Source organism: Pseudoalteromonas sp. AWM4_233 (genome assembly GCF_056158285.1).
Map to the genome: position 1 here is coordinate 2,267,825 of NZ_JBSWSZ010000001.1, position 26,103 is coordinate 2,293,927.

At 41.1% G+C, this 26,103-nt stretch carries 27 protein-coding genes; 2 read left to right on the plus strand and 25 right to left on the minus strand.

What is annotated here, in order from left to right; all coding sequences use genetic code 11:
* The 6 genes from lepB to rpoE all read right to left on the minus strand — a co-directional run bounded on the left by lepB (position 1) and on the right by rpoE (position 5,391).
* Positions 1-936, minus strand: a complete 936-nt coding sequence (gene lepB / locus ACXAC4_RS10090) for a signal peptidase I (RefSeq protein WP_475161079.1) — start codon at positions 934-936, stop codon at positions 1-3.
* Between the two features lie 12 nt (positions 937-948).
* Entirely contained in the window at positions 949-2,736 is a 1,788-nt protein-coding gene (lepA, locus tag ACXAC4_RS10095) for a translation elongation factor 4 (RefSeq protein WP_058030113.1), read from the minus strand.
* A 69-nt stretch (positions 2,737-2,805) separates the two neighbouring features.
* Positions 2,806-3,255, minus strand: coding sequence for a SoxR reducing system RseC family protein (locus ACXAC4_RS10100; protein ID WP_475161084.1), 450 nt, complete (start codon positions 3,253-3,255; stop codon positions 2,806-2,808).
* Positions 3,252-4,202 (minus strand): MucB/RseB C-terminal domain-containing protein, encoded by a 951-nt coding sequence (locus tag ACXAC4_RS10105; protein ID WP_349286162.1) that lies wholly within the window; start codon positions 4,200-4,202, stop codon positions 3,252-3,254. Before ACXAC4_RS10105 ends, ACXAC4_RS10100 begins: the two co-directional genes overlap by 4 nt.
* A complete protein-coding gene (locus ACXAC4_RS10110; RefSeq protein WP_349286163.1) occupies positions 4,202-4,807 on the minus strand; it encodes a sigma-E factor negative regulatory protein in 606 nt (201 codons plus the stop codon). The genes ACXAC4_RS10105 and ACXAC4_RS10110 overlap by 1 nt, the downstream gene beginning before the upstream one ends.
* Positions 4,808-4,809: 2 nt before the next feature.
* Positions 4,810-5,391 (minus strand): RNA polymerase sigma factor RpoE, encoded by a 582-nt coding sequence (rpoE, locus tag ACXAC4_RS10115; RefSeq protein ID WP_058030117.1) that lies wholly within the window; start codon positions 5,389-5,391, stop codon positions 4,810-4,812.
* A 235-nt stretch (positions 5,392-5,626) separates the two neighbouring features.
* Between rpoE and nadB the strand changes: the two genes are divergently transcribed.
* Positions 5,627-7,222 carry an L-aspartate oxidase gene (gene nadB / locus ACXAC4_RS10120; RefSeq protein ID WP_475161088.1) on the plus strand — a complete coding sequence of 532 codons (1,596 nt, stop codon included), beginning with the start codon at positions 5,627-5,629 and terminating at the stop codon, positions 7,220-7,222.
* Positions 7,223-7,258: 36 nt separating this feature from the next.
* Here nadB and ACXAC4_RS10125 read toward each other — a convergent pair whose 3' ends face one another.
* The 17 genes from ACXAC4_RS10125 to yceD form a co-directional block, all read right to left on the minus strand.
* Positions 7,259-7,633: a hypothetical protein gene (locus ACXAC4_RS10125; protein WP_475161089.1), complete on the minus strand. Its 375-nt coding sequence runs from the start codon at positions 7,631-7,633 to the stop codon at positions 7,259-7,261.
* Positions 7,634-7,682: 49 nt separating this feature from the next.
* The gene (locus ACXAC4_RS10130; RefSeq protein WP_138482119.1) at positions 7,683-7,934 is read right to left on the minus strand and encodes an FAD assembly factor SdhE; all 252 of its coding nucleotides are present in this window, start codon (positions 7,932-7,934) and stop codon (positions 7,683-7,685) included.
* A 105-nt stretch (positions 7,935-8,039) separates the two neighbouring features.
* On the minus strand, positions 8,040-11,672 hold the full coding sequence (locus ACXAC4_RS10135; protein WP_475161092.1) for a sensor histidine kinase: 3,633 nt from the start codon (positions 11,670-11,672) through the stop codon (positions 8,040-8,042).
* A 75-nt stretch (positions 11,673-11,747) separates the two neighbouring features.
* Positions 11,748-13,604, minus strand: a complete 1,857-nt coding sequence (locus tag ACXAC4_RS10140) for a metallophosphoesterase family protein (RefSeq protein ID WP_475161094.1) — start codon at positions 13,602-13,604, stop codon at positions 11,748-11,750.
* A 5-nt stretch (positions 13,605-13,609) separates the two neighbouring features.
* Positions 13,610-14,389 (minus strand): TatD family hydrolase, encoded by a 780-nt coding sequence (locus tag ACXAC4_RS10145; protein ID WP_475161096.1) that lies wholly within the window; start codon positions 14,387-14,389, stop codon positions 13,610-13,612.
* A gap of 8 nt (positions 14,390-14,397) precedes the next feature.
* Positions 14,398-14,724, minus strand: coding sequence for a PilZ domain-containing protein (locus ACXAC4_RS10150; protein ID WP_058030124.1), 327 nt, complete (start codon positions 14,722-14,724; stop codon positions 14,398-14,400).
* A 9-nt stretch (positions 14,725-14,733) separates the two neighbouring features.
* Entirely contained in the window at positions 14,734-15,633 is a 900-nt protein-coding gene (holB, locus tag ACXAC4_RS10155; protein ID WP_475161098.1) for a DNA polymerase III subunit delta', read from the minus strand.
* Complete coding sequence (gene tmk, locus ACXAC4_RS10160) at positions 15,633-16,262, minus strand: dTMP kinase (protein ID WP_349286171.1); 630 nt, start codon at positions 16,260-16,262, stop codon at positions 15,633-15,635. Before tmk ends, holB begins: the two co-directional genes overlap by 1 nt.
* Entirely contained in the window at positions 16,252-17,241 is a 990-nt protein-coding gene (gene mltG / locus ACXAC4_RS10165) for an endolytic transglycosylase MltG (RefSeq protein WP_475161101.1), read from the minus strand. Before mltG ends, tmk begins: the two co-directional genes overlap by 11 nt.
* A complete protein-coding gene (gene pabC / locus ACXAC4_RS10170) occupies positions 17,234-18,025 on the minus strand; it encodes an aminodeoxychorismate lyase (RefSeq protein ID WP_475161103.1) in 792 nt (263 codons plus the stop codon). The genes mltG and pabC overlap by 8 nt, the downstream gene beginning before the upstream one ends.
* A gap of 64 nt (positions 18,026-18,089) precedes the next feature.
* Positions 18,090-19,328 carry a beta-ketoacyl-ACP synthase II gene (fabF, locus tag ACXAC4_RS10175; protein ID WP_475161104.1) on the minus strand — a complete coding sequence of 413 codons (1,239 nt, stop codon included), beginning with the start codon at positions 19,326-19,328 and terminating at the stop codon, positions 18,090-18,092.
* 86 nt (positions 19,329-19,414) lie between these two features.
* Entirely contained in the window at positions 19,415-19,651 is a 237-nt protein-coding gene (gene acpP / locus ACXAC4_RS10180) for an acyl carrier protein (protein WP_058030130.1), read from the minus strand.
* Positions 19,652-19,871: 220 nt separating this feature from the next.
* Positions 19,872-20,618 carry a 3-oxoacyl-ACP reductase FabG gene (fabG, locus tag ACXAC4_RS10185; RefSeq protein WP_058030131.1) on the minus strand — a complete coding sequence of 249 codons (747 nt, stop codon included), beginning with the start codon at positions 20,616-20,618 and terminating at the stop codon, positions 19,872-19,874.
* Between the two features lie 13 nt (positions 20,619-20,631).
* Positions 20,632-21,558: an ACP S-malonyltransferase gene (gene fabD / locus ACXAC4_RS10190; RefSeq protein ID WP_475161106.1), complete on the minus strand. Its 927-nt coding sequence runs from the start codon at positions 21,556-21,558 to the stop codon at positions 20,632-20,634.
* A 43-nt stretch (positions 21,559-21,601) separates the two neighbouring features.
* Entirely contained in the window at positions 21,602-22,657 is a 1,056-nt protein-coding gene (gene plsX / locus ACXAC4_RS10195) for a phosphate acyltransferase PlsX (RefSeq protein ID WP_475161109.1), read from the minus strand.
* 12 nt (positions 22,658-22,669) lie between these two features.
* Positions 22,670-22,840, minus strand: a complete 171-nt coding sequence (gene rpmF / locus ACXAC4_RS10200) for a 50S ribosomal protein L32 (RefSeq protein ID WP_058030134.1) — start codon at positions 22,838-22,840, stop codon at positions 22,670-22,672.
* 10 nt (positions 22,841-22,850) lie between these two features.
* Positions 22,851-23,375: a 23S rRNA accumulation protein YceD gene (gene yceD / locus ACXAC4_RS10205; RefSeq protein ID WP_058030135.1), complete on the minus strand. Its 525-nt coding sequence runs from the start codon at positions 23,373-23,375 to the stop codon at positions 22,851-22,853.
* A 119-nt stretch (positions 23,376-23,494) separates the two neighbouring features.
* On the opposite strand from yceD, the gene ACXAC4_RS10210 reads away from it, so the two are divergent.
* Entirely contained in the window at positions 23,495-24,097 is a 603-nt protein-coding gene (locus tag ACXAC4_RS10210; protein ID WP_475161111.1) for a Maf family protein, read from the plus strand.
* On the opposite strand, the gene ACXAC4_RS10215 is transcribed toward ACXAC4_RS10210, so the two are convergent.
* Together ACXAC4_RS10215 and rluC are read right to left on the minus strand one after the other, a co-directional pair.
* Positions 24,047-24,718 carry an HAD-IA family hydrolase gene (locus ACXAC4_RS10215; protein WP_475161112.1) on the minus strand — a complete coding sequence of 224 codons (672 nt, stop codon included), beginning with the start codon at positions 24,716-24,718 and terminating at the stop codon, positions 24,047-24,049. The two genes, ACXAC4_RS10210 and ACXAC4_RS10215, sit on opposite strands and share 51 nt — an antisense overlap.
* Positions 24,718-25,671, minus strand: coding sequence for a 23S rRNA pseudouridine(955/2504/2580) synthase RluC (rluC, locus tag ACXAC4_RS10220; protein ID WP_404390223.1), 954 nt, complete (start codon positions 25,669-25,671; stop codon positions 24,718-24,720). The genes ACXAC4_RS10215 and rluC overlap by 1 nt, the downstream gene beginning before the upstream one ends.
* Positions 25,672-26,103: the final 432 nt, after the last annotated feature.

Sequence of the window (26,103 nt, forward strand, 5' to 3'; positions counted from 1 at the left end):
TTATTGAATATTACCTAGGCGTTCAAAACGAACACCGGTTGGAACCCACCCTGGTAACAGGCTATCTGGGCCATTATCAAAATCAAAACTCATCCAAATAAATACAGCTTTGCCCACTAAGTTTTCTTTAGGAACAAACCCCCACATACGACCATCTTGACTGTTATTACGGTTATCACCCATTACAAAATAACTGTCTTTTGGTACAACCCACTCATCTTTACGAGTACCAGTTTGCTGGTAATAGCGATCAGTAGATTCTAAAGCCTGTGGATTTATTAGAATGTCATGTTGTGCACCTGGTAAGTCTTCAGTCAGTCTTACCAAAGGCATTGGTCCTTGCATAAATTCATCACGGTTTACAATATCAAGGCCTATTTTATTGTATTCACCACACACTAAGTTGTCAGCGCGCTCTTTACCTGCTTGACAATTAGGCTTGATAAAAAGTTGGCGATTACGATACACAATACTGTCTCCCGGTAGGCCAATGACGCGTTTGATAAAGTCAATTCGCTCATCCAGTGGGAATTTAAATACCGTAATATCACCGCGCTCAGGTTCACCGACTTCAATCATCTGTGAACGCCAAACCGGATCTTTAATGCCATACGCATATTTTTGAACCAAAATAAAATCACCATCTAATAGCGTTGGCATCATGGAGCCTGATGGTATTTGAAATGGTTCAAAAATAAACGAACGGAAGATGGTGATTGCAGCAATCATCGGAAAAATCGACTTCGCCCCCTCTACAATGGCAGGCTCAGGGGCAATCTGCGCAATCACATCATCATCAAGAGGAGTTTGCGTGGCGCCTTGTGCCAACGCAATTCGTTCTTTTCGCTTTGGTGCGAACATGTAATGGTCAATCAACCAAATCAAGCCTGACCCAAGAGTCAAAAGCACCAAGAATACAGAAAAATAGCCTGCCATTAATAAATCCTGTTATTTACCTACTTTAAGGATTGCTAAGAATGCATCTTGAGGAACTTCAACGTTACCCAGTTGCTTCATTCGCTTTTTACCTTCTTTTTGTTTTTGAAGTAGCTTTTTCTTACGACTCACGTCGCCACCGTAACATTTCGCGATTACGTTCTTACGTAACTGCTTAACTGTTGTACGCGCAATAACATGCGTACCGATAGCTGCTTGGATCGCAATATCGAACATTTGACGAGGAATAAGCTCTTTCAACGCATCTGCCAATTGACGGCCACGCTGCTGCGAGCCTTCACGGTGCGCGATAATCGCCAATGCATCGACACGGTCGCCGTTAATTAGAATATCAACCCTAACCATATCAGAAGCTTGGAAGCGCTTAAAGTTATAATCTAGTGACGCAAAACCACGGCTCGTTGACTTAAGCTTATCAAAGAAATCCATCACAACTTCCGCCATTGGTAGCTCATACGTCACAGCAACTTGGTTGCCGTGGTAAGCCATCTTGGTTTGAACACCACGCTTCTCGATACATAGTGTAATTACATTACCAAGGTATTCTTGCGGAACAAGGATATTCGCTTCCACTATCGGCTCACGAATTTCGATGATGTCATTAACTGGAGGTAACTCTGACGGGTTATCGATTTGAATAACGCCATCTTTTGTTTCTACCTCATACACTACCGTTGGCGCAGTAGTGATAAGGTCCATATTATATTCACGCTCAAGACGTTCTTGAATAATTTCCATGTGTAGCATACCTAAGAAGCCAACACGGAAACCAAAGCCAAGTGCCGTTGAGTTTTCAGGCTCGAAGAATAATGACGCATCATTTAGGCTTAGTTTATTAAGCGCATCACGGAAAGCGTCATATTCGTCTGAAGCAATCGGGAACATACCCGCGTAAACCTGTGGCTTAACGCGTTGGAAACCAGGTAGACGTTCAGGCGCTGCATTTTGTGTCAAAGTAATTGTGTCACCTACAGGTGCACCATGGATATCTTTAATACCCGCAATCACAAAGCCTACTTCACCGGTTTTCAACACTCCTGTGTTTGTCTGCTTAGGTGTAAAAATACCAACATGATCAGCAATATGTGTTTGATCTGTTGACATAATCTTGATTTTATCGCCTTTACGTAATTCACCATGCTTAATACGTACCAGTGATACAACACCTTGGTATGGGTCAAACCATGAATCGATAATGAGTGCTTGAAGAGGTGCTTCAGAATCGCCTACTGGCGGTGGTACATCGCGTACAATGTTTTCTAATACGTCTTTAATACCAATACCTGTTTTTGCTGAACATTGAACGGCTTCTAACGCGTCAATACCGACGATTTCTTCAATTTCTTCAGCAACGCGAAGTGGATCGGCCTGAGGCAAGTCAATTTTGTTTAAAATTGGAATGACTTCTAAGTCCATTTCGATGGCTGTGTAGCAGTTTGCAAGGGTTTGTGCTTCTACACCTTGACCCGCATCTACAACTAATAGTGCACCTTCACACGCAGCAAGTGAACGTGATACTTCATAGGTGAAGTCAACGTGTCCTGGCGTATCAATGAAGTTAAGCTGGTAAGTTTCACCGTCATCAGCCGTGTAGTTTAACGTTACACTCTGTGCTTTGATTGTGATACCACGCTCACGTTCGATGTCCATCGAATCCAGAACTTGCTGCTGCATTTCACGATCTGTTAAACCACCACAGACTTGGATTAAGCGGTCAGACAAAGTTGATTTGCCATGGTCGATATGGGCGATAATAGAAAAGTTACGGATATGCTTCATATTTCTGGATTCTAAACTTCTTAAGTCATTAAATTAGATATTAGGGTGGGATTTTACATTTTATTTGCGCTAATCACCATCTATTTGCTTCACAGAGAAACTAATTGGGTAAATTTTTACCACTTTTACTTGGTGTTTAATGCGACTAACTCGATAACGTGCTAATAAAAACCCCAACACACCACCCATTAACGCAAACAAAATCTGTAATGGTTCAGATAAATTTAACAACAGCGCGCCAATGAACATCATCATAAATGCGCCCATTAACGGTGCCATATAAACCCACGCGCCATGATTTACTAGCTGACTGTCATCAAGAGAGAGTTTTATTTTTTGACCAACTTCAACTGATTCATTTAGGTCAATGGGAAAGAGTTTCTTATGTGTACCAAAAAGGCGGCTAAATATTTGTGAACCACATTTGCCATTACATCCTTCACAGGCTGGTTTTGGTTCAGCTTGAAGATAAGCAGTTGTGCCGCGAATTTTCGCGACACTCAAGGTTTGTTCTATCATAGAGCTCGTTTTACAGACTCAGCAATGCTCTTCGCTGTTTGCGGTGGAATTTTACCTACCACAGATACATCAAAAGCACCTGAGTTGTGAACATAAACAGTTGTTGCACCTGATGATAACGCGCCACTCGGTCTTTTACCAGCCAGCGGTCTTTGCACAAACACTGAAAACTCAACTAATCCGTCTGAAAATAAATAATAATCTGCAAGCTCATTATTTAAATCTAATTTATGTCTATCGGCTTTTAACAAGGTAAATCCTTGCGGTAACCAATCGATCTGCCAATTAGACTGAGATTGTGGGCTTATCACATTTTCGCTAACAAGAGTTGGTTCAGGGAACTCTCTGTTTAAGAGCTCGACAAGCTGTTGTGCAGGCTCAGGTGTAACACTAATATGAGTAAGCTGAAGTTGTTCAAGCAGTTCACCCGCCTGATTCACATAAGCCGCTTTTAATAACAGGGATGATTCGGTATCAATCCACAGCCAATAATTGTATTTTCCACTGTCTTTTGATTCTAAACGTACAAGCTGAGCAGGACGTCCTGCGATCCGCCCTTTTCCGCCAAGAACAAAATCATAATCTTGTTCTAACACTGCTATGTCTTTAAAAAGCACTTCAGGGATTGGCCCAGCAATTGTGTCTGTTTTAATTGAGTAAGGTGTCGATTGTGGCTCAAAGTAAGTGACCTTGTCATCAACACGGACAATTTCAAGGCCAGCACCATTAAGCAAGCTTAACAGCTCTAATTCTTGATTTTGATGTTGTGCATGTAACCAACGATATGGCTCCATGCCCTTTTCTTTCATCACTACAAAAGAAGCATCAAAATTTCTTTGATGCACAGCAGTTGCCATATTTTGTAGTAACTGTTTTGCGGAAAGTAGCTCAGATGCCTGAACTACTATAGAAAAACATAAACTAATAAGAAAAATAAACGGCTTCATTAATTAGATTCTTTACTCTCTTCTACTTTTTCAGTTTTTGCCTGATGTAAAGCATGGGCCATTCTAGATTGACGTTGATGTTCAAGAACAAGTGCGCCAATGCGTTGCTGCTGAAGCTCTCTTACTCCTTGCTGGGCACTTTGTAATGCGGAACCCTCAGATGAGAAACTCACCGGAGCAACACCACCCGCCACAGGAATGGACTGTAGTACAGGTAAATCATCACCAACAACAGGTGTCTGCTGCATGGTGTTTACACCTAATACCGCAACTAATGCAACGCTCGCCGCTATCGCGATTTGAGAAAACGGCTTTTTCCAACTACTGATACTGACAACATTAGATTGCGCAGGTTGATGAGCGACTTCTTCAATGCCTTTTACATTGTGGCAAGGTTCATCTGCCAATGCTGCTGCAACGCTTGCAGTAATGTCAATCGTTATTGCATTGTCGCTTTTAGCTCTCAATGCATCACCAATCATGGCATAACGCGAAAACTTTTCAGAGTCTAATTGACTTAAACTTGCATCATCTAGGATGCGCTCACCGTCAAAGATCTCTGAAGTGCTTACTTGTTCATTCTCAGCTTTATTAGCTTGGGCCATATTTAAGACTCACTAATCATTGGGTTTAAATTATTATCAATTGCTTCTCGCGCTCTGAAAATTCGCGATCTGACTGTTCCAACCGGACAGTCCATAATCACTGCAATTTCCTCATAGCTCATCCCCTCTATTTCTCGAAGGGTAATAGCTGTTTTTAAGTCATCAGGCAAGCCATCTATGGTTTTATAAATAACTGCTTTAACTTCATCACTCAGCAATAAATTCTCGGGTGATGCATTTGAACGAAGAGAATCTGCGTTGTCGTAGAGTTCAGCTTCTTCAGCATCAATATCGTTGGCTGGCGGTTTACGACCTTGAGCCACCAAATAATTTTTAGAACAGTTAACCGCAATACGGTACAGCCAAGTATAAAATGCACTCTCACCTCTAAAATTAGGCAGAGCACGATACGCTTTTATAAACGCTTCTTGTGCTACGTCAGCTATATCGCTTTGATTTGATACATATCGAGAGATAAGACCTGCGATTCTGTTTTGATATTTGGCAACTAAGAGGTTGAAGGCGTTTTTATCTCCTTGCTGTACCCGCTTGACCAATGCTAAATCCAATTCCTGCTCGCTCATTCGAGCCGGTACTCCTCTTTTTTATAATTGTAACTAAATGTGAGTTGCCATCTTTCACAGCAATTGAGACACACTAATAAATAAAAAGTTCTGTTTTTTTGAAATTTTTTTTAAAATATCGTTCAAACGCCTAAAATAACCTCTTTTTGAAAGTCTATTTTGGCCAAACGTTCGTACTTTTACGATCATAGTACACTTGTTAATGTACATCACATAGAAAAACGAAGATTCGAATATGAAACAAATCAATAACCATGAAACTGACGTGGTTGTCATTGGTAGTGGTGCTGCCGGATTGAGCCTTGCACTTTCACTTGCTGAGCACTGTAGCGTTACGGTGATCAGTAAAGGGTCTTTAAAAGAAGGGTCTACACTTTATGCTCAAGGTGGCATAGCAGCTGTTTTTGATAAAAAAAATGACAGTATTGAATCGCACGTTGAAGACACGTTAGCAGCCGGCGGCGGTTTATGTGACAGGGATGCTGTGCACTACACGGCAAGTAATGCAAAAGCTTGTTTAAAATGGTTAATTGAACAAGGTGTTCCTTTCGACATGGAGTTTGATAGCAAAGGTAAAGAGCGCTATCACTTAACACGTGAAGGTGGACATAGCCACAGACGTATTCTGCATGCCGCGGATGCAACAGGTAAGGCCGTTCAAACTACCTTAGTTAGCCAAGTACAATCTCATAACAATATTAAGCTGCTTGAAAACTACAATGCCATTGATTTGGTAAAAGATACTGAGTGTGACATTCAACCTGTAAAAGGTGTCTATGTTTATAATCGCCTTGCCGACAAAGTAGAAACGATTTCTGCTAAGTTTGTTGCCCTTGCCACCGGTGGCGCGAGTAAAGTCTATCTTTATACTTCTAACCCTGATGTGTCTAGCGGTGACGGTATCGCAATGGCGTGGCGCGCTGGTTGTCGTGTTGCGAATATGGAATTTAATCAATTCCACCCTACTAGCCTTTATCACCCCGAGTTGCAAAACTTTTTGATAACAGAAGCAATGCGCGGTGAAGGTGCCCACTTAAAGCGCCCAGATGGCACGCGATTTATGCCTGATTTTGACGAGCGCGAAGAACTCGCACCGCGTGATATTGTTGCCAGAGCGATCGATTTCGAGATGAAGCGTTTAGGCGCCAATTGTGTTTATTTAGACATCTCACACAAAGACAAAGACTTTATCATTGAGCACTTTCCTACCATTTACGCAAAATGTTTGAGTGTAGGGCTAGATATTACAAAAGAACCAATTCCTGTTGTACCAGCTGCACATTATACCTGTGGCGGTGTAATGACAGATTTTAATGGTCAGACTGACTTGCAAAATCTATATGCGATTGGAGAAGTCGCTTATACAGGTCTACACGGCGCGAACCGTATGGCGAGTAACTCATTACTCGAGTGCATTGTGTTCGCGCATGCTGCAGCCAAAGATATTTTATCTAAACTCGAAAAATCACAAGCCCCTGATGGAATCAATCAATGGGATGAAAGCCAAGTAGGCAATTCAGACGAAGAAGTCGTGATCACTCATAATTGGCATGAGCTAAGATTGTTTATGTGGGATTATGTCGGCATAGTTCGATCGACAAAACGCTTGGAGCGTGCCTTAAGGCGTGTCGAACTCTTACAACAAGAGATCCAAGAATATTATGCCAACTTCAGAGTTAGTAATAACTTGTTAGAACTTAGAAACCTAGTACAAGTTGCTGAATTAATTATTCGTAGTGCGTTGGAGCGTAAAGAGAGTCGTGGCTTACACTACACACTCGACTACCCTGAGCAGAGTGATAACCCCACACCCACAGTTTTAAAACCATAGACAAAAAGCGGGTCTCGCTCTTCAAAACCGATCCTCTTAAATGTTCAAATCATTTTTGAGGATTGGATCTTTTTCATTCAAAGCGAATCGGCATATTCTTCGCCAATCTTTTTCACTCATCGAAGAAGCCAGAAATTGTATGGTTTCTGATTTTTCTTGGGGGGTTCTGATTTTTAAAGATAAGACGGAAAACTTTAGTTGTGCTGAAATAATATGCCCAGATACCGCCCTTTCACTATGCACTTCGATATAATTATCTTCACAGTCAAGTAACAGTGTTCCACTAAGTGGCGTCGTATCTTGGGTAATTTTATAAAAAAGTAAAAACGCTAAAACTGCCGCGATGCAAATAAACAAGAAAGAAATCAGATGTGCAGAAACGAGAAAGGTGGCAAAGCTTAAAACCGACAAGAACAGCACTATGACCCTGAAGTCTTGCCGGTTATCTGCAAATATGATTTTATACTTTGACGCGGCCAAGTATAAACTGAACCATTTTGTTTAGCTCTGGATCTGGACACTTTTCATGGCCCATAAACCAAGCAAATAAATCAGGATCTTCCACTTCGAGTAAACGTTGAAAAATTAGTTTTTCAGGGTCAGGCAACTCGTCAAAAGCTTCATCAACAAACGGTCCAAGCAGTACATCTAGTTCTAGCATTCCCCTTCTACAGGCCCATTTTAGTCGTGATTTTGGAAAAAGCTGAGTCATCTATAACCTCAAAGTAATTAGAATAATCTAGAGTGGTGAGTATATAAAATCAGGTAACACATTAAAATGCTACACAGCCGAAAAGTTGATATTAAGCAATGTATATCAGTAATCTTTGAGTAACTCGATAGGTAATTTGAGTTTTACAGTAATACCTGCACCTAATGTAGAGTTACACTTGATTTCCCCTTTTAAAAGCTGCGTAATCAGGTTATAGACTATATGCATACCCAAACCACATCCGCCTTGATTCCGCTTAGTGGTTACAAAAGGGTCAAACACTGTTTTAAGCATTTCAGCACTCATTCCCTTACCATTTTCGTCATAGCTCAGATGCCAAAACTCTCCGTCTTGGTGGATAGAAACTTTGATATTGCCAAAATCAACGCCTTCAAAGCCATGGATCATCGAATTGTTCAATAAATTAGTCATTACTTGATATATTGCGCCAGGGTAAGTGTGCAATTCAAAATCTTCTCCTTCTATGTCTATCTCTATTTGCTTTCCCTTTGTTAAGGGGACCAATGAATCAAATACTTCTTTTAGATAAGATTTTATAAAGATGTTTCTTGCTTGTTCGCTTGATTGGTCAACAGCAACTTGCTTGAAATTACTAATTAAGCTTTGCGCCCTATCTAAGTTTCTTAAAATCAGTCCATAACCTTGGTTTTGTTCATTGATTGCATTATCTAAATCTTGCTGCCTCAGTGACTTGTTCTCAAGCTTATACTCTATCGCAGCCAAACTTTCTTGGTTGTAAGTAAGTGCCGTCAATGCAACACCTAAAGGCGTGTTTATTTCGTGAGCAACCCCTGCAACTAAACTACCTAATGAAGCCATTTTTTCACTTTCGATCAATTCTTGTTGTGTATGTTGCAACTCCATCATCGCCTGCTCAAGTTTCTGATTCTTTTTATAAAGCTCATCGGTTCGCATAGCGACGTTGATCTCTAATTGTTCATTTAGCTTCTGGAGTGCTTCTTGATTTTTCTTTAGTTCTGCAATGTCCTTTAGTGCCCCTGCTATACGTGTTGCTTTGCCACTCTGGTCACGCTTAACAACTTTTCCTCTATCAAGTACCCAAGTCCATTGCTCAAACAAATCTTTAACCCGTATTGCTATTTCGTAGCTGTCTGTTTTACCTTCTATACATTCACGAACTTTCTCTTCAATCAATATACAATCTTTTGGATGGACGAATTGATCAAAATCGTCAATGGTCATCACTGTGCCTGCATCACCATAATCAACTTTCGAAGACACTGTGTGACGATATATTTGGTTGCTATTCACATGCCAGTCCCAAAGCTCGTCACCACTGGCCCACAGTGACCACTCTAAGCGCTGCCTCAACTCTGACATTTTAATATTGTCACGAACAACTTTTTTGTATCTCTGTTGACGGGCATAAACAACAGAGGCTATGAGGGTTAATACTAAAAAGATATAAAAGCTTTTAGAGCCATTATTCCACCACCAAGGCGCTGCAATACTGAGTGAAAACTGATGAACTGGTGAAGCGACATTAAATCGATTAATGGTATAAGCTTCAACTATGTAGCTTCCTGGTTTGAGTTTTAATAAACTAACTTGTCTTACCCCATTTGCAAGTTTTAACCATTGCTCGCTCAACCCTATAACACGGTAATAAAACTGGTTTTGCTCTGCGCCATAGTCCAAGCTGGAATAGTTCAAAGAAATAATGTCTTGGTTATGTTTTAGACTTAGTCCCTCAGCCAGTTCAGGGGCAACCGACAATACAGAGCCCTCTGCAGGCTTAAGTGACTCGCCCAATAGCTCAATTTCGCTTACTAATAATGGCCTTGCAGAGTTATCTACATCGAGTTTTTGCGGGTAAAATTGATTGAACCCTTTCGCGCCACCAACAAACAACCGCCCGTCAGGTGCCAACCAGGCTGCATTATAATTAAATTCATTATCTTGAATACCATCTGTAGGCGAAAAGTTGTGCACATTAAAGTTACTAATATCAATACGGCTGAGCCCACCACTTGTTCCAGCCCAAACGTGCCCAACACCGTCATAAATCAGACCCCAAATTGCTGTATTACTTAGCCCTTCATTTTGTGTGAAAGTACGGTCGATACTAAAGTCGCTATGGATCAGCGTGATCCCTTGCTCACTGGCGACCCATACTCTGCCATAGGCATCTTGAACAAGCATGAAAACCAAATTAGACAGTAGTCCATCTGACGTATTAATTTGTTGAAGTTCATCCCCTTTATAGCGGAATAACCCATTGCCAATACTGCCAAACCAGAGCTCTTCTTTTACAACAAGCAATGAAGAAACATGAGAAGGTGCATCGAGTGAAATTGCAAAATACGGCATTAACTTACTCGTATTTTCATTAAAAAACATCAAACCCATTGTTCTTGAAGAGAGTAATAACACACCGTCATAAAGAGTAATATCGTTAAAACTTAACTCCGGCCCATTACCAAAATCGGGCTTAAAATGGTCAAGGTTCTCTGTGTCAAATGAGAACCGAAAGACACCATTACCTCGTGTTGTTATCCATAAATCGCTGCCATGCATAAATAACTTAGTTATAAAACTGCCTTGTACAGCAACTAACGCCTTATAAATAAATTGAGACTCGATGAACCCTTGCCCATTAAAAACATAAACACCAGCAGAGGTGCCTACCCAAACTCTATCTAGTTTATCGATGGCAAAACTGCGAGTGTCTGGCGTGGCCAAAGGTGAATCTGGATAATTATCAGTACTGACATGTCCAAACGATTCGCTCAGTTGGCTAAAAAAATGTAAACCTCGGGTTTCTGTACCAATCCAGATGCCTTTATTGTCGTCTCTCATAACGGACAAAATATTATTATCTTGAAGGCCATTTGCTTGCTGACGCTTGTACCAATGATTTAACAAGGTGCCATCGAAATGGAATAGATAAACACCGTTATTTGTCGCGAGCAATATTTCATTGGTCGAAAGATACAAGTTATTCAGGGTGATGTTCGAGACTTCAGCAAACGTTTTCGACCACAAAACTCTGCTGTATAACAGATCATAAACTATCAGCTCTTCACTTTTCGTCAGCAGGAATACTCTTTGCCCCCTAACCTTGAGCATTTTGAACTCACCTTCGAATAGCAATAGCGACTGTTGCTGCTCGTTAATTCTCATTAAACCTTTGTCGGTAAGATAATAAATATTATTATTTTGTGTCTCTGGTGAGCGAATGAAATTGCCAACAACGGGAGAGCGGCTTACTTCTAATGTACTTTTGTTAATTTGATAACTTTCACCGTTGGCGGTCGACACCAATACATGCGCGCTTTGACAAGTTAAATCATTCACTCTGTCAGAGGTTATCGCGTCATAGTCACTTGCCAAAAAAGAATGAAACCGGCCATTTTGCGTATTGTATCGACTTAACCCTGTGTGTGTACCTATCCAGACATCTTGATCACTGATACAAATGTCGGTGATGAAACCACCAGAGAGGCTATTTTTATCTTGCTGCTTTGGTTGAAACTGTTTGAATTCATGGCCATCGAATCTATTCAAGCCCGCTTGGGTGCCCACCCAAATATAACCAAACTGATCTTGAGCTAGCGCTGTAATAGAGCTTTGCGTAAGGCCTGCACTATAATCGTAAGAACGCATGATCTGAGCCGTATCAGTAAACTGCGGCACAGCCAGTACCAATTGACTAGAAAAAAGCAGAAATAGAAAAGATAGAATTGTCGCTCTCATACCCTGCCATCAAACACACCAAAGTGTTTTAAATATAGCAAAGCTATTAAAACTCACTAAAAAATAAACAAGTTTTTAGAGTTCGAAATCGCTTTTTGACCCGTCAGCATGCAACAGGTAGTAGCCTGCGAGTTTGTTATTTTCAAGCTCAATAAGACTGATTGCAGCGTGAGATAAAAGATAAGGTGAGCGCAAATGCTCAGAGCGACAAAGATGTTTGGTCACTTTCATTTGCCAACGTTTAGTAAAAAAGTTGAGCGGGCTCCATCTCGCGTATAAAAATGAGTCTAAATGATCAAAACACTTCAACAGGGTTTTAGGGAATTCATTTTTAATCCCTGATGCAGTTAATTGCCAAATACGGTTATCGTGTTGACCAAAGCGTGCTTGCACAGAAAAACAAAACGAATAATGTACGTCGCCCGATAAAATAATAGTTTCTATCGGCGTATCACTTCGCCTAAAAATATCCATTAGCTTTCTTGCCGCGCCTTCATGGGCCATCCAGTTCTCAACATCGACAACCAAAGGGTGACCACAGGCGTTAAAAATGGCTTGCACCGCTTCAATGGCTTTTACCCCAAATACTGGTGCAGGAGACACTATAATTGTTTCTTTTTGATGCTGAAGCTGAGTTTGCAGAAACATCAGCATTTCCCAGTCCATTAAGCCACTGGGCTCATTAAAGTTTTGCTCATTACGCCAACGGTGAGTTCTTGTATCTAATACAACTAGCTTCGGCGTTGTTTCAAGACAGTAATGCCAGTTATCGAACTGATGAATGTGCGTATCAAATTCTGTCAGATGCCACTCACTTGACTTTAGACTAGAGCTGAAGTGAGTTAAAAGTGATTTAGACATTGAACCTGCGTCATTACCAAGCCCTTGGAAGAGCCAATAAGACAACAAACCATTGCTGATAATTCGTTGACTGGCAGGGTTAGACGAAATGTTTTGTTCCCATTGAGCGGTTAAATTCCAATCGTCGGTAACATCATGATCGTCAAACATCATTAAAGTTGAGATGTTAGCAAATAACCTTGCAACCTTTGGTAAACTCTTTACAAACCCCTTTAGGCTGTTTTTTTGTAATTCATATAACTCTGTTTGTTTGGCGTTGGTAGTTTTAAAATGTGCTTTTTCAAAATCAAATAACCGCCAGCACGCTTCACTATGCGCCAATAAATAATAAGCAACAAACTCTTCTAAATAAACAAGGTGATTGGCTGCATGCGCGCTGGTGAAGTGTGGGTCATCTTTGCGAAGCCAATATCCTAAACTGCGTTTTGAACGCTCTTGCCATGGTGTTTTTGGTAAGTACGGCGTTCTTGCAAATAATTGCTCTGATAAATTATCAGGTAAATTTATATATTCAGTTCGGGCTTCTTTGAACAAACCGAGTTGCTCAATAACAGCATAGATGGCTTGAAGCATTGACCCAGCCACATCATCGGCATAGATTTGATCGCCAGAAAGCAATAATAATGTTGGTGCTGTTGTTTCATTGAGTCTCGCCTGAGAAAGCGTTTCATCTGCACTCGCCAGCGAATCTTCAACAGGATAATGCGGGTTACGACAAGAGCCGTGTAATACCTGCTTTAAAACATTTGGGATCACAAACTCAGGTATATTGGCATGAGGGTAACAATAAGCTGACAAATCCGTTTTAATCTCATCGAGATACAACGTATAGCCTATTGCTGTATCGGCAATAAGCTCACCACTATTTGGTTTCACATTCACTATGTAGAAAAAACAATGCTTACCAAGTGGTATTTCGAGTACTTCGTTTTCAACCTCAGTGCCTTTAAACTCAAAGCGCACGGCCCGAGGCATTGAAGTGACAAGTTGCAAACACACATTATTAATTTCGGCCCGACGAACCATCGGGCCAAGTAAAAGTTCTGGAAGATGTGTATTTACAACTGACATGACGATTATTTGCGCTTTGCTAAGCTAAAAAGATCATAAAAGTTGTTAGTTGTTGCCGTTGCGAGCTCTTTGTATGTGATGCCCTTTAAGTCAGCAATATAATAGGCAACATCTTGCACATAAGCTGGCTGATTGGTTTTGCCACGATAAGGCACTGGCGCTAGGTAAGGTGAGTCAGTTTCGATGAGTAATCTATCTAGTGGTATTTGTTTCACCACCTCTTTTAATTCAACCGCATTTTTAAAGGTCACAATACCTGAGATCGAAATATAAAAACCTAAATCTAGTGCTTGCTTTGCCATGCTCCAATCTTCAGTAAAACAATGCAAAACACCACCGCATTTATCGGCACTATGGGCTTTCATTAGATCTATGGTATCAGTTCGGGCATCTCGGGTATGAATGATCAGCGGCTTTTGTAGTTCATTGGCCACCTCAATATGTCCAACAAAACTCTCTTGTTGTACAGAATGCGTGTCTTTTGAGTAGTAATAATCTAGGCCCGTTTCGCCAATCGCAACCACTTTATCATGTTGCGCCAATGACAATAACTGCCTTTTATCCAAGGCTTGATCTTGGTTTAAGGGGTGCACACCACATGAGACTGAAATATCATCAAATGCTCGTACCTTGTCTAGCATACTCGGGAATTGTTCAAGTGTGACGCTCACACATAAAAAGTGCTCGACTTGCTTTTGTCTTGCTGCATCTAAAGCTTCTGGGAGTGATAAACCAAGTTTATCAAAATCTAATCTATCTAAATGGCAGTGCGAATCTACAATCATAACTACTCTTACATGGTGTAGGTGGGTTTTTCTGAATTAAGTGCTGTCCCCAGCAACTTTATGATTTTATCGTTGACTGTTTCATTCCCCTCAGAAAAGCCAACGCCCACGCCTGGTGGATTTGAATTTTGCGCGCCTTGCGGTGTTATCCATACTACTTTGCCTTCAATGACATCTTCTTCTAATGCATCTGGCAAAGTCACGCGCAGCGATAAAGGCTGCCCCATATCAAAACGAGAGTTAGTTTTAACAAACAAGCCGCCGTGCTTTAATGCGGGCATATAACAACGATATAACTCGTCAAAATCTTCAAAATCTAGAAGTAAAACTTGCATAGTGCTCCCCTACTGCAAAGCCTGTTTTAGCGCTGTAAATAACTTAAGCAAGGCTAATTGTAAATTCAAGCCTGGGATCTGTTGATGATCCTTTATGAAGTCAGCCAAAGCCTGTTGTGCGACTGTTATTTTCGAGAAGTCAGCACCATTGTATAAACCTTGCTTTATTCGCCCTTGAACAAAGCGCCCCATTTCATTTACCAATTCTGGCGATTTTACCAATAATTCAACACATTGCGAAACATCCGTCGTATGATTGAGTGTTTCAATACTATGGAATAATTGACTAATTTGTTCAACTTGACCCGTTTCAAACCAATGCTTAATTTTCAAAGGTTGTGATATAAACAAGTTAATACATGGCTGTTCACCGTAATCACCTAATTGCTGCGTCAACCAAGCCCTAACTTGCTGCTCGGATTGAAACGCTATATTGCTCTTTGCACAACGACTTACAATCGTCGCTGGCAATTGCGCAACATCATCACAAGTTAAAATCAAAAAGCGTTTTGCATTTGGCTCTTCAAGGGTTTTTAGTAGTGCATTGGCCGCTGAATGCGTCATTTTATGCGCTTGGTGAACAATAACTACTTTGTTGCCACCTTGCTGCGCCGAATGATAGATGAAATCGGCGATTGCTCTTATTTCATCGACACCTATGGTCGCCCCCTCTGAGCTAACAAGCAGTTTATCAGGGTGAGTTTGTGCTGCAATTAAGCCACAACTTTTACACTGACCACATGCCAAAAGCTCTGAAGTATTTTCACACAAGATGGCATCAGCTAGCCCCTGTGCTAATGCTAACTTGCCTACTCCTTGCAACCCAGCAAGCAGTTGAGCATGATGAAAGCGACCCGCTTTAAAACTCGTATTGAGCTGTTGCCAAGGACGCTCTAACCAAGGCATCATCAGAGATTAACCTGCTGATAAAAATTTTCTAAGGCAGCCAGAATGTCAGCGTGCACTTTATCCATCGCTTGCTCTGCGTTTATGACCACGCAGTTTTCATCCGATTCTGCTAATGCTAAATAACGAGCGCGAGTTTTTTCGAAAAACTCAATCGCCTCTAACTCAATTCTATCGAGCTCTCCACGCCCACGTGCGCGTGATAAACCCACCTCTGGTGAAATATCTAGATATAAGGTGAGATCGGGTTTTAAACCTTGTAACACAATATCAGAAAGACTATTCAATGTTGCTTGAGATAAACCTCTGCCACCACCCTGGTAAGCTTGTGAAGACATGTCATGTCTGTCACCCAGTACCCACTTGTTGGCAGCAAGACTAGGTCTGATCACATTATGCAGTAACTGCGCACGTGCAGCGTACATAATCAGTAGCTCAGTTTCACCTGCCACTTCTTCTTCATACTGGTTTTTAACAAGCGTTCGAAGTGCTTCAGCCATTGGCGTGCCACCCGGCTCTCGGGTGTTAATAAAATCAATTTGCTTGTCTGCAAGAAACTGTTGGCAAATTTGCATTGCTGTTGATTTACCAGCCCCTTCAAGGCCTTCAATCACAATAAATTTAGCTGTCATTACTTCTCTTTAAAATATACTGTCTTACGGCCTTATTATGATCCGTTAAGTTTTTAGAAAACTGATGCTGGCCATTGCCCTTGGCAACAAAATAATAGTAATCAGTTGTATCGGGTTGAGTCGCCGCTATGATTGCCTCTTTTGATGGCATGGCAATGGGTGTTGGCGGCAAACCATTTATTCTGTATGTATTATAAGGCGTATGCTCTTTTAAATCTTTGCGTTTAATATCGCCATCAAATCGTTCTCCCAATCCATAAATTACCGTAGGATCAGTTTGCAAACGCATTTTCTTATTGAGTCGATTAATAAACACTGAAGCGATTTTTTTGCGCTCCCCAGCATAACCCGTTTCTTTCTCTATGATCGATGCCAATATAAGCGCTTCATAGGCATTTTGCAGCGGCAAATTGGCCATTCTATTTTCCCACACTTGCGCGAGTTCTGCTTTCATAGCCTCATGTGCGCGTGTCACAATCGACAATGCGCTATCGTTTGCATGATAAAAATAAGTTTCGGGTAGTAACCAGCCTTCCGCATAGTTAGTCACTTCTAATTGCTCTGAAAGCTTTGCCTCGTCAATATTGTATTGTATGAAAGCGGCTGATTTGAGCTTGTTGAGGACCATTTTTAAAGTGTCACCTTCGATCACAGTAAAACTAAACTGTTTTTGCTGACCTTTGTGAATTTTGTCAATGGCCTCTAACACGGTTAAATTTTGTAACTCATATAAGCCTGGTTTTAGCGAAGTATTTGCAGGATATAACTTGGCATATACTTGCAGTGCAAAACACGAATCAATATTACCTTCCGCTAACCATTCATTACAAAGTCGATGAACACCTGTACCACGTTTCACTTCGAACAACTCAGGGGGGGTTGTCAGTTGTAACTGCTTAAAGTGTGTTATTTGCTGTTGAATAAATACTGCAGCGATTAACATCAAGAGCACAAAGGCTGCGGTTATCTTCTTAAGCATGTAAGGAACTCATTAAACTCTGTTTGACGATTAAAGCTGATTCAAGCTCAAACTGTTTTGTATCTAATTGAATAATTGGCACTATCTCCATCAAACTATTACAAGTAAACAACACATCCATATCAGTCCAAAAACCGATACTTTCTTCAACTTCAGCAATGGTATTTACTTGCTGTAATGCACTTAGGTAAATACCTTTTATTCCTGCTTTTGACAGTTTTGGCGTAAAAAACTCACCATTTTTAAAACCAATCAAGTTTCCTGCTGATGTTTCAATCACTTGATTATGAATGTCTAACACTATCACATCATGGCTATCAGTAAACTGCTTGGCATCTTGTTTGATCAACACTTGTTCAAGTCTATTTAACGTTTTTAAGCCCGCCAGCAATGGCTGATGACCAAGCTTTACGTTTGAAGTACTTACTTTGATCCCCTGAGCCTGCCAATCAGCATAATGTGTGGGAAAAGGAAGTACGGAGACAATCGCATTGAGGCTTGGCTCGTCAGGCGCTTGGTAACCACGCCCTCCCTCACCTCTGGTGATAACCACTTTTAATACGGCTAATTGATGATCTGCCGCATGCTTTTCACACTCGAGTTGCAACTGTTGCCAATCAATTTTTGGAAAATATAGTGCTTTGGCACATGATTGTAGGCGTTTGAGATGTAAATCCCAGTGTTGGACTTTGCCTGATTTAATGGCTGCAGTGGTAAAAAAGCCATCGCCATATTGAAAGCCGCGGTCTTGAGGTGTGATTGTGGTTGTTATTTTTAAGCTCATTTTAATCACAAAAAAGCCCGGCATCGCCAGGCTTTCTTTAATAGTTTGTCGCCATATTTAAGGATTATACCTTTTTAAATAGCAACGAGCCATTGGTTCCACCAAAACCAAATGAGTTACATAATGCATACTCAAGTTTTGCGTCACGACCTGTGTGAGCAATATAATCTAGATCACACCCTTCATCTGGGTTATCTAGGTTAATAGTCGGTGATACTTTTTGATCATGTAACGATAGCGCTGTGATAATTGACTCAACAGACCCTGCAGCACCTAGTAGGTGACCCATCATTGATTTAGATGAACCAACCATCACTTTATCAGCAGCGGCACCGAAAATAGACTTAACCGCTTGCGTTTCAGCTTTGTCACCTGCATGCGTTGAAGTACCGTGTGCGTTGATATAACCCACTTCTTCAGCGTTTACACACGCATCTTTAAGGGCATTTTCCATTGCAAGTGCCGCGCCTGAACCATCTTCAGGTGGTGACGTCATGTGGAATGCATCGCCACTCATACCGAAGCCAACTAGCTCAGCATAAATTTTTGCACCACGTGCTTTTGCATGTTCGTACTCTTCAAGTACCATCACGCCCGCACCATCAGCAAGTACAAAACCATCACGGTCTTTGTCCCAAGGACGAGAAGCAGCTTGTGGATCATCATTGCGTGTTGAAAGTGCACGTGCCGCACTGAAACCACCCATACCAATTGGCGTAGATGCTTTTTCCGCACCGCCTGCAACCATCGCATCTGCATCACCATAGGCAATCATGCGCGCAGCATGGCCGATGTTATGCAAACCAGTTGTACAAGCAGTAACGATTGAAATATTTGGACCTCTCAAGCCATGCATGATAGACAAGTGACCAGAGATCATATTGATAATTGTCGAAGGCACATAAAACGGTGACAGCTTACGTGGGCCACTATTAAGTAGTTTTACATGGTTTTCTTCGATTAATGTTAAACCACCGATACCTGAACCTACAGCTACACCTACACGTGCTGCATTTTCGTCAGTGATTTCAAGACCTGAGTCTTTTAAAGCTTGAACCCCTGCTGCAACACCATATTGGATAAACAAGTCCATTTTTTTGGCTTCTTTCTTCGGCATGTACTCAGTGACATCAAAGTCATTGATCAGACCTGCGAATTTAGTTCCAAAATTTGTGGTATCAAAGTGCGTGATGTTAGAAATGCCACTTTGGCCTTCTAGTAAGCCTTGCCAGGTTGATGCAACATCATTACCTAGCGGCGTCAACATACCTAAGCCAGTTACTACGACTCGACGTTTAGCCACGGTTTCCTCCAAAAGGGATTGATTATTTTTATGAGGGGGTAGAAAAGACTAAGGGCAGCGAATGCTGCCCCAAGTGATACGTTTGATTACTCAGCGTGAGCAGTAACGTAGTCGATCGCTGCTTGAACAGTAGTAATTTTCTCTGCTTCTTCGTCAGGGATCTCAGTGTCGAACTCTTCTTCTAAAGCCATTACTAGCTCAACAGTGTCTAGAGAGTCAGCACCTAAGTCGTCAACGAAAGACGCTTCGTTTTTAACTTCTTCTTCTTTAACACCTAGTTGCTCAACAATGATTTTCGTTACGCGTTCTTGGATATCGCTCATTCTTCTTTCCTTTATTAAAACGCATTTGCGTTATTTTCAGATTGCGGCGTAGTGTACGGCGCATAATTCTGGGTTTCAAGGATTTGCTCAGATATTTTGATCTGGTCAAACCTGTTATAAATTAATTTATACTTTTATCGCTTATTTTAATAGCAATTTCAAGTAAGATTGCAGCAAGATCACAAAAAATTAATTGAATCTTTTTTATGATCTATAGCAATTAAACCATGTACATCGCACCATTTACATGCAAAGTCTCACCTGATACGTACGCAGCCGCATCAGACGCTAAATAACATACAGCAGCTGCAATTTCTTCAGGCTGACCTAAACGACCTGCAGGCACGTTAGCAAGCGTTGCTGCTTTTTGCTCATCAGTTAGCTCGTCAGTCATGTCTGTTTGAATGAAACCTGGCGCGATAACGTTCACTGTAATACCACGAGAAGCGACTTCACGTGCTAGAGATTTAGAAAAACCAATTACACCCGCTTTTGCAGCTGCATAGTTTGCTTGACCTGCATTACCCATTGTGCCCACAACAGAACCAATGTTAATGATACGACCAGCTTTTTTCTTCATCATAGGACGAAGAACCGCTTTAGAAAGACGGTAGATAGAGCTTAAGTTGGTATCGATAATATCGTTCCACTCATCGTCTTTCATACGCATAAGTAGGTTATCACGTGTGATACCTGCGTTATTAACTAGCACGTCAATATCGCCAAAATCAGCTTTAATTGCCGCTAACGTTGCTGTGATTGAATCAGCATCCGTCACGTTTAGCGCGTAACCTTTACCGTTTTCGCCTAAATATTCGCTAATTTTTTCAGCGCCAGATTCGCTCGTCGCAGTACCTGCAACAATCGCACCTTGTGCAACTAATGCATTAGCAACAGATTTACCGATACCACGGCTTGCACCTGTTACTAAAACAATTTTACCTTCTAATGAAAATAGATTGCTCATTTTTTATCTCTTCTTATTTAGCAGATTCAATTGCTGCTGCATCACTTACTGATGCACAAGAAATTGATCTATCAATACGCTTAACTAGGCCACTCAGTACTTTACCTGGACCGAATTCATAACTTTGTGTAATACCAATCTTTGCAAGTTCTTGAACTGTTTCAGTCCAACGCACAGGGCTGTAGAGCTGACGTACTAGCGCATTTTTAATCGCAGCAGCTTCTGTTTCAATAGCAACATCAACGTTGTTGATCACGCTCGATTTCGGTGCATTGAATGCTAAAGCTTCTAAATCAGCTGCCAGTTTTTCTGCTGCAGGCTTCATTAGTTCACAGTGAGAAGGCACGCTTACAGCTAGTGGTAGTGCGCGTTTTGCGCCAGCTTCTTTACAAGCCTCAGACGCTTTTTCTACCGCTTCCTTGTGACCCGCAATAACAACTTGACCAGGAGAATTGTAGTTAACAGGCGCAACCACTTGCTCACCCGAAAGCTCAGCACAAATTGCTTGGATTTTGTCATCATCAAGACCGATAATCGCAGCCATTGAACCTACACCAGCTGGTACGGCTTGCTGCATATAAAGACCACGGTTCTCAACCAATTTTACGGCTTCAGCAAGGCTTAATACACCAGCACATACCAATGCTGAGTACTCACCTAAGCTATGACCAGCTAGAACGGTCTCAACTTCTGAATTGTTTGCTACCCATTCACGGTAAACAGCAACGCTGGCAGTTAGTAATGCAGGTTGTGTACGATGAGTTTGATTTAGTTCTTCAGCAGGACCATTTACAACTAAATTCGCTAAGTCATAACCAAGCGCTTCTGAAGCTTCTGCAAATGTTGCTTTTACAATTTCTGATGATTCAAGTAACTCAGCAAGCATACCAACTGCTTGTGAGCCTTGACCTGGGAATAAAAGTGCAATTTTCTGTGACATATAATGCTCTTTATAATAATAGTTATGCCACCCTCACCCCAAGTTAATTATTTTCGAGGGACGATGGCGAGTGTTCTTTATCTAATGCAATTTGTTCGAAGGTCGCTTCTATTTTTTCAGGAACCTGTTTTTCAACTTCTCTGATAGCTTCTTCGATTGCAGCAAGAAACGCCTTGTTCGAAGCATTTCCGTGACTTTTCACAACAATACCACGCAATCCTACCAGACTTGCACCGTTATACTGGTCGGGGTTCACCCTTCTGTAGAGTTTTTTTATGATTGGGCTGAGTAATACGGCTAATAATCGGTAGAAAAAACGTTTTTTCAACGCTTTTGTAAACTTATGCATAATAAGTTTAGCAATACCTTCACATGTTTTTAGAGCGACATTACCCACAAACCCTTCACAAACAACAACATCAGCTTTACCTGAAAACATATCACTGCCTTCACAAAACCCTGTGTAGTTAAGATAAGGCGTTGCCTTCATCAAACTTGCGGCTTCTTTAATTGTGTCATTGCCTTTAATGTCTTCTGAGCCAATATTAAGTAAACAGACTTTTGGCTTGTCACCTTTGCAGGTTTCACCAGCAACAATACTGCCCATAATGCCAAACTGAAACAATGTCTGTGCATCACAATGCACGTTTGCACCAAGGTCAAGTAAATAAACAGGTTGTTTTTTTTCTGTAGGTACAGCAGAAATGAGTGCAGGTCGTTTGATGCCAGGAAGCATTTTTAACACAAAGTGTGCAATCAGTAACAGTGCACCTGTATTACCTGAACTAACGCAAGCTTGTGCTTGTTTGTTTTTAACTAAATCTAAAGCAACACGCATTGAAGAGTCTTTCTTGTTACGAAGTGCCTGAGCAGGTTCGCAATTATTAGAAACAACTTCACTACAGTGCTTAATGATCAATCTAGGGTGTGTGTCTGCTTTATGTTTTATTAAAGCATCAGAAATGCATTTTTCATCGCCACAAAGGAGCAATGTAAGATTGGGGTATTTATTTACCGCAGAAATGGCGGCTGGAATAGATGAACGGGGGCCGTAATCGCCCCCCATCATATCTAACGCAATGGTTAGATGAGTCAGCATAAAAGCAATCTCTTATTTAGAAATTACTTTTTCGCCTTTGTAGTAACCATCAGCAGTCACGTGGTGACGAAGATGAGTCTCACCAGAAACCTGATCTACAGTTAGAGCTGGTCCACTGATTGCGTCGTGTGAACGGCGCATGCCACGTCTTGCGCGAGACTTTTTGCTTTTTTGTACAGCCATTAGCCTTCTCCTAAGAATCTTTCTTAAGTTGTTTTAAAATTTCAAATGGATTTGGTTTGCTCTCTGTTGCGACTACTTCACCAAAGCTCGCAGGCTCTTCGGAATAAGCGCAAGATGCTTCGTCGTGAGTTGGTACTATAGGAATCGCTAAAATAAGCTCGTCTTCTATAAGTTGACGAAGATTTATTTCACCTTCTTCATCCAGTTCAACCACATCGTAGCAATCAGGAAGATGGTCCGACTCATCACCCGCTTTAACCGGTGAATAAGCAAAGTCATGTTCCAAATCCAACCCTAAATCTCCATTACAACGTTGACAAATAACGGTCAGATGTGCACGGAAAGAACCGCGAATTACAACCAACCCTTGTTCATCATTACTGCAATGAATGTCTACCGCTATTTCACCAGTTTGATCTTGCACAACTTGCTCTAAGCGAGAAAGTTCTTCAAGCTGAACAACGCCGTCATAACTGAGTCTGCGTTGAGCTGCTCTGCAAGGATCAAGAGTGATGGGAATTTTCACCTTTTGCATAGGGGCTGCATCATATAGATAGTTAATGTTTTAGTCAAAATAAAAATCAAAGTTTCCTTTGTTTTTCGCTCTATTGCGCTCTATTCTAGCGCCATTGGTATTTTGACAACTAAGTGTTTATGAAAACTCCTCTTATTTTAGCGTCAAGCTCGCCATTTAGGCAGCAAATTTTAAAAAAATTGAACCTACCTTTTTCATCGTTTTCACCTGATGTAGATGAAAGTCATTTAAGTAATGAAACACCAGAAGATCTAGTAGCCAGATTAAGTGTGTTAAAAGCAAAAGCAGCCAATAACAAATTCAAAGATGGTTTGGTGATTGGCTCTGATCAAGTGGCTGTTTACGACGGTAAAATACTCGGCAAACCTCATACAAAAGTAAATGCCATCAAACAGCTGCAAAGCTTCAGTGGCAATAAAGTGAGATTTTTAACTGGATTGTGCTTGTACGATATAGCAACTGACCGACAAGAAGTCATTGTTGAACCGTTCAACGTTCATTTTAAGAAATTAACCCTCGAACAAATCGAGGCATATTGTGAGGCTGAAACACCTTATCAATGTGCTGGCAGCTTTAAAAGTGAAGGTTTGGGGATTTGTTTGTTTGAGAAATTGGAAGGCAGCGATCCAAATTCATTGATTGGGCTGCCTCTAATTAGATTAACCGAGCTATTAGCTGGCTTTAACGTTGATGTGCTGCTCAGCCAACAGAAAAATATGTAAGTCAGTTAGGCTGTCTAGTACTGTCAGCGCTTGCGTTTTTTCAAGCGCTGCTCGAGTTGCGGCGCCATGGGTCAATCCAACCGCTGCAATACCCGCTTGCTTGGCCATTTCGATATCTAATAATGAATCACCTATCATAATGGCATCTTCAGCAGCCACACCTGTCATTGCTAGAATTTGATTTAACATATCAGGATTTGGCTTAGACTGCGCTTCATCAGCTGTTTTAGTGGTAACAAAGTATTCTTCTGTCGATGTTTCAGCCATTAAACGGTTTAACCCTGTACGAGATTTACCGGTCGCAACGGCCAGTTGCACCTGACTCGCAGCTAAAGCATCTAATAAGTCATTTGCTCCTGTAAATAACGGAGTAGGCGTATCATCCCCTTCTTTATAAACCGTTTTATAAGCTTGAGCTAACGCTTCCCACTTATCTTCATCGTTTGGAAACAGCTTTGCAACCGCGGTCGGTAAAGATAAACCGATAATAGCTTTAGCAGCATCATCGGTCGGAATTAACGCATCACATTGCTTGGCTGCAAGTTTTAAAACATTCACAATTTTTGGCACTGAATCCATTAAAGTGCCATCCCAATCAAAAATAACAAGTTTGTACTGCATTACTTGGCTCTTAATGTTTTTAAAGCATTATTTAGTGCCTTATCTAGCGGCGCCTCAACATGCATGGTTGTTTCATGTTTTGGGTGTAAAAAGCGAAGATCATGGGCGTGTAAGAATAAACGGCTTAACCCCATTTCTCTCATACGGCTATCAAAAACTTGGTCGCCGTACTTATCATCACACGCAATAGGATGACCTTTACATTGAGTGTGAACACGAATTTGGTGAGTACGACCTGTCACTGGCGATGCTTGTACCAACGTGCAACCATCAAAACGCTCAAGCACTCTAAAGCGAGTATGTGATGCCTTACCTTGTTCTTCATCTACTCGCACAACGCGCTCACCTGACTGTAAGGTGTTTTTTCGAAGTGGTTCGGTGACATTTTTGATTTTTGCCGCCCACTCTCCGACCACTAATGCCCAGTAGTTTTTCTCCATGGTTTTTTCACGGAGCTGCTCGTGGAGTCCTTTTAAAATAGAACGTTTCTTTGAAATCAGAAGACAACCTGATGTGTCTCTATCTAAACGGTGCACAAGCTCTAGGTTTTTTTCTTGCGGTCTTAAAACACGCAACGCTTCAATTAAGCCATAACTCAAACCACTGCCGCCATGTACAGCCATACCTGAAGGTTTATTGATCACAATGAGATATTGATCTTCAAATAAAATTGCATCTTCTAAGGCAGATATTTTATCTAGATTTTTTGGAACAAACTCTTCTCGCTCAGCCACTTTAATGGGCGGAATACGAATTAGGTCGTCCATTTGCAATTTATAAACTGGCTTAACGCGTTTTTTATTAACTCTTACCTCTCCCTTACGAAGAATTTTATAAATTGCACTCTTAGGCACCCCCTTCAAATGGGTCACTAAGAAGTTATCAATTCTCTGACCTTGCTGATCTTCAGTTACGGTTACAAAGCTGACTTTTAAAGGAGATTTTTCTGACATTGCCTAATCACTGATTTGAGTAATAATTTAGTTGCTATCACGACGTTATTAATGGGATAATCGACGCGCAATTTTTTTGCGAAACTGCTTTTTATCGCAAAGACAATAATCGTGATGCACATCATGGGTGACGATCATACAGATAGCGGCTTGGATTTCCAAAGCTTTTGTCACCCGAATAACACGTGCCTTTAGCTCACTTCGATGCGCGTAACAGATCGCAGTGAAGGCTAAGCATGATTAAAAAAGAAAGCAAAAATAGAAATAAATGTCTGATTGCGTAAGTAAAAGCCAAAAACGAGATAAAACTTATTCACTAAGAAGCGCCCTTACCGTGCGAATAAACTGGTAGTGATAACCGTCACCGTGTGCTTAAAAAATAAGTTGTAAGAACATTCCATTGACCCCAGTCGTGAGACTGCATCATTAAAT